At 73.1% G+C, this 4,372-nt stretch carries 3 protein-coding genes and 1 pseudogene; 1 reads left to right on the plus strand and 3 read right to left on the minus strand.

Translation table 11 applies throughout. From position 1 onward, the window contains the following. From B4E30_RS12865 to B4E30_RS12875, 3 genes and pseudogenes are all read right to left on the minus strand, one after another. Positions 1 to 203, minus strand: a pseudogene (locus B4E30_RS12865) (ABC transporter ATP-binding protein); the annotation flags it as partial. A 352-nt stretch (positions 204 to 555) separates the two neighbouring features. Continuing rightward, on the minus strand, positions 556 to 1,068 hold the full coding sequence (locus B4E30_RS12870) for a methylated-DNA--[protein]-cysteine S-methyltransferase (RefSeq protein WP_286795497.1): 513 nt from the start codon (positions 1,066 to 1,068) through the stop codon (positions 556 to 558). After that, on the minus strand, positions 1,065 to 2,588 hold the full coding sequence (locus B4E30_RS12875; protein WP_286795498.1) for an AlkA N-terminal domain-containing protein: 1,524 nt from the start codon (positions 2,586 to 2,588) through the stop codon (positions 1,065 to 1,067). The genes B4E30_RS12870 and B4E30_RS12875 overlap by 4 nt, the downstream gene beginning before the upstream one ends. A gap of 151 nt (positions 2,589 to 2,739) precedes the next feature. Between B4E30_RS12875 and B4E30_RS12880 the strand changes: the two genes are divergently transcribed. Further along, on the plus strand, positions 2,740 to 4,167 hold the full coding sequence (locus B4E30_RS12880; RefSeq protein WP_286795499.1) for a dihydrolipoyl dehydrogenase family protein: 1,428 nt from the start codon (positions 2,740 to 2,742) through the stop codon (positions 4,165 to 4,167). The last annotated feature ends 205 nt before the right edge of the window (positions 4,168 to 4,372 follow it).

Consider the following 4,372-nt stretch of genomic DNA (forward strand, 5'->3'; position numbering starts at 1 on the left):
CCCGAGGCGATCGGGCCGCGCACGACCTCCTCGAGGATGAGCGGGATCATGAGGGCGAGGATGCTCGCGCCGAGGGCGCTCACGGCGCCGAGCGCCAGTCGCGGCAGGACGGGCTTGGCGAACGGGATGAGGCGCGCGAGCGCGCGCGGCGTCGAGAGGCGGTGCGGAGTCGGATCGGTCTGATCAGGAGCGGTGGTGGTCATGATCCTTGTGGGAGTGGTGGAGCGGACCGCGCAGATGAAGCGGTGGGGCGGCGCCGGATGGCGCAGAGATCGAAGGGCGTGCGATCAGGAGAACGCACGGACGGGACAGACGATGCCCGGAATGCACCGGGCGCGCGCGAGGAGACTCAGCGGGCGCGGTCGGGAAGGATCCCGAACCCGGCGACGAGGACGGATGCGCTCTTCACAACGGCGGCGTGGGACATGGCATCCTCCTAGGGTTCACGGGAATGTCGCGATCGGCGACAGCCGTTCAGAATATCGGCATCGGCGCGACGTCCGCAAGCGCTTTCCTCCGACCGGGTCGCCGCGCCGCGTGCACGGAGCGCGGCGATCAGCCGGCGACGGCCTCGCGGGCGAGGAGGCTGCGCTTGACGTCCAGTCCCCAGGCGAAGCCGCCGAGCGTCCCGTCCGAGCGCAGCACGCGGTGGCAGGGAACGAACAGCGCCGGCGCGTTGCGAGCGCAGATCGCAGCGGCGGCGCGCACGGCCGCGGGCGACCCGAGAGCCTCGGCGAATTCCGCGTACGTGAGCGGGCGGCCGGGCGCGATCCCGCGCAGCGCCGCCCATCCCGCGCGCTGCAGGGTCGTGCCGGTCTGCAAAACCGGCACCGCGTCGATCGCGTGCACGTCGCCGTCGTAGTAGGCAGCGGCGGCGACAGCGGCATCGGATGCGGGGGTCTCGCCCCCCACGGTGCGCACGTCGGTGGGAAGCTGGACCGGCCGCAGCCGCGCGAGGATCGCTTCGGCATCTGCGGTCCAGCCGGATGCGATCACGCGCCCTCCGTCGTCGGCGAGGATCGTGAAGGCGCCGTCCGGGGTGTCGAGGGTCTGCAGCGTGGCGGTCATGATGCCTCCTGGATCGGGCTGTCGGTCGGTACGGATGCGCGCCGCGAAGCCGGCGCGGCGGCCCACAGGTGCGCGGTGAGGTAGCTCCGCCACGGCGCGAGTGGCTCGGCCCACGCGGCATACCCCTTCGGATCGGACGGGATGCCCAGCGCCCGCGCTCCCGCACGCACCGCGACATCACCGGGAAGGGTGATGTCGGGATCGGCGAGCACGCGCATGCGCACGTAGTCGGCCGTCCACGGTCCGATCCCGGGGCGGGCGAGCAGGGCCGCGCGCTGCTCGGAGGCGTCGTCGCCCGGCCCGAGGGCGAGCTCCCCCGACGCGAGTGCGGCGGCGGCTCCCGCGATGGCGCGGATGCGCGCGGCCGGCCCGCGCAGCACCTCGTGACCGTGCTCGGCGATCGCAGCCATCGTGGGGAACAGCCGGTCGGTGCCGGCGTGGGGCGCCACCCGCTCCCCCAGCGCCGCGGCGAGTGCGGTGAGCGCCGTGCGCGCGGCGGCCACCGTGATCTGCTGGCCGACCATGGCCCGGATGAGCATCTCGTGCGGGTCCGCCGCACCCGGAACCCGGATGCCGGGAAGCGCCGCGACCCGCCCGGCGAGCTCGGGGTGTCGCGCCAGGGCCTCGTCGACGGCGAGCGGATCGGCGTCGAGGTCGAACAGCCGGCGCACCCGCGTGACGAGCACGGGCAGATCGCCGAGGTGCGCCAGGCGTGCGTGCAGGCGCACGCGGTCGTCCGCGCCGACGCGCACCTGGAACCAGGCCGCGCCTCCCGGAAGCCGCAGCGCGCGGGCGAAGGATGCGTTGTCGGCGACTTCGACGCCGGCGACGGCGCGCGCGGACATCCACGCGAAGAGGCCGGCGGCGTCGAGCGGTCCGCGGTGGGGCAGCACGAGATCGATCGCTCCCGCGACCGGCTCGCCCGCGCGCGTGCGACGCCGACGGGCGCGCAGGTCGAGCGGGGGCATCCCGAACACCTCGCGCACGGTGTCGTTGAACTGGCGCACGCTCGAGAAGCCCGCCGAGAACGCGACGTCGGCGGCGGGCATGTCGGTGCCCACGAGGAGCATGCGCGCGGTGTGCGCGCGGTGCGCTCGACTGAGCGCGAGCGGACCGGCGCCGAGCTCGGCGGTGAGGAGGCGCGTGAGGTGACGCGTCGAGTAGCCGAGCCGGCCCGCGAGGCCCGGCACGCCCTCGCGTTCGACGACGCCGTCGGCGATCAGGCGCATCGCCCGGCCGGTCACGTCGCCCCGCAGGTTCCACTGCGGTGAGCCCGGCGCGGCCTCGGGCAGGCACCGCTTGCACGCGCGGTATCCCGCCTCGTGCGCCGCCGCCGACGTGGCGTAGAAGGTGACGTTCGACTCCTTCGGCGTGCGCGCCGGGCAGCTCGGGCGGCAGTAGATGCCCGTGGACCGCACGGCGGTGACGAACTGCCCGTCGAAGCGACGATCGCGGGACCGGATGACGCGATACCGCTCGTCGAAGGACATCGCGGGGATGCTCGTCGCCAGCGTGCTCATGCCTCCACCCTGCCACGCGCGAACGCTGCACACTCGCGGAAATCGGCCATCGCGGTGCGCGGTTCCACGGGGCCCCAGCGACCTGTGACATGCGACCTGCGCCGTGCGCAAGGGCTGTGCGCCGACGCGGCGCGGCGGTAGCGTGACGGCCATGGCGGAACGCGAATACGACGTGATCGTGATCGGAGCCGGAGCGGTGGGCGAGAACGTCGCCGACCGCGCGGTGCAGGGCGGGATGAGCACCGCGATCGTGGAGGCCGAACTCGTCGGCGGCGAGTGCTCGTACTGGGCGTGCATGCCCTCGAAGGCGCTGCTGCGCAGTGCCGCCGCGGTGCGCGCGGCGCGGGCCGTCGACGGTGCGAAGCAGGCGGTGACGGGTGAGCTCGACGTCGCCGGAGTGCTTCGGCGCCGCGACGCGATGACGCACGACTGGAACGATTCCTCCCAGGTGGAGTGGCTCTCCGGCGCCGGCATCGACCTCGTCCGCGGGCACGCCCGCTTCTCGGGCGAGAAGACCCTCACCGTGACGGGCTCCGATGGAACCGAGGAGACGCTCGTGGCCCGCCACGCGATCGCCGTCTGCACCGGATCCGCAGCGCTGCTCCCTGAGATCCCGGGCCTGGCGGAGATCAAGCCGTGGACGAGCCGCGACGCGACGAGTGCGAAGCAGATCCCCGCCAGTCTCGCGGTGCTCGGCGGCGGCGTCGTCGGCGCCGAGATGGCCACGGCCTACGCGGGCTTCGGCACCGACGTCACCGTCATCGCGCGCTCGTCGTTGCTGAACGGGATGGAGCCCTTCGCCGGCGAGCGGGTGACCGAGGCGCTCCGGGCCATGGGCGCGACGGTTCGCACCGGCGCCGAGGTCGTCGCGGCCCGTCGCACCGACAACGGCGCGGAGCTCGAGCTCGCGGACGGCTCCCGTGTCGCGGCCGAGCAGGTGCTCGTGGCCACCGGCCGCATCCCCCGCACCGGCGACCTGGGGCTCGAGGCGATCGGACTGGAGCCGGACTCGTGGCTCGAGACGGACGACACGCTGCGGGTCGACGGCTTCGACTGGCTCTACGCCGTGGGCGACGTCAACCACCGCGCCCTCCTCACCCACCAGGGCAAGTACCAGGCGCGCGCGGCGGGCGACGTCATCGCCGCCCGCGCTCATGGGGCGACGGTCGACGACGCTCCGTGGGGCGTGCATGTGGCCACGGCCGACCACGACGCGGTGCCGCAGGTGACCTTCACCGACCCCGAGGTCGCCTCGGTCGGGCTCACGGCGGCCGCCGCCGAGAAGGCCGGACGGACCGTACGCGTCATCGACTACGACCTCGGCTGGATCGCGGGCGCATCCACGCACAGCGACGATTACCAGGGCGCCGCGCGGGCTGTGATCGACACCGACCGCGGCGTTCTCGTCGGAGCCACCTTCGTCGGGCCCGACGTCGCTGAGTTGCTGCACGCCGCGACGATCGCGATCGTCGGCGAGGTGCCGGTGGACCGCCTCTGGCACGCCGTGCCGTCGTATCCGACGATCAGCGAGGTGTGGCTGCGCTTCCTCGAGGAGTTCGGCCGCCCCACCCCCTCCTGAGCACCACCATGTCCCCATTTCTGTCCTTATGGGTGGCTATGGCAACAGAAAAGGGGACATGCCGGGCGGCCGAAATGACGCATGTCCCCATTTCTGTCTGTATGCAGCGCTATGGCGACAGAAATGGGGACATGCTGATGAGGTGAGGATGCCGGGGCGTCAGTGGAAGAAGTGGCGCTCTCCGGTGAAGAACATCGTCACCCCG

It is taken from the genome of Microbacterium sp. UBA3394, assembly GCF_002358725.1.
GTDB lineage: Bacteria > Actinomycetota > Actinomycetes > Actinomycetales > Microbacteriaceae > Microbacterium > Microbacterium luteum.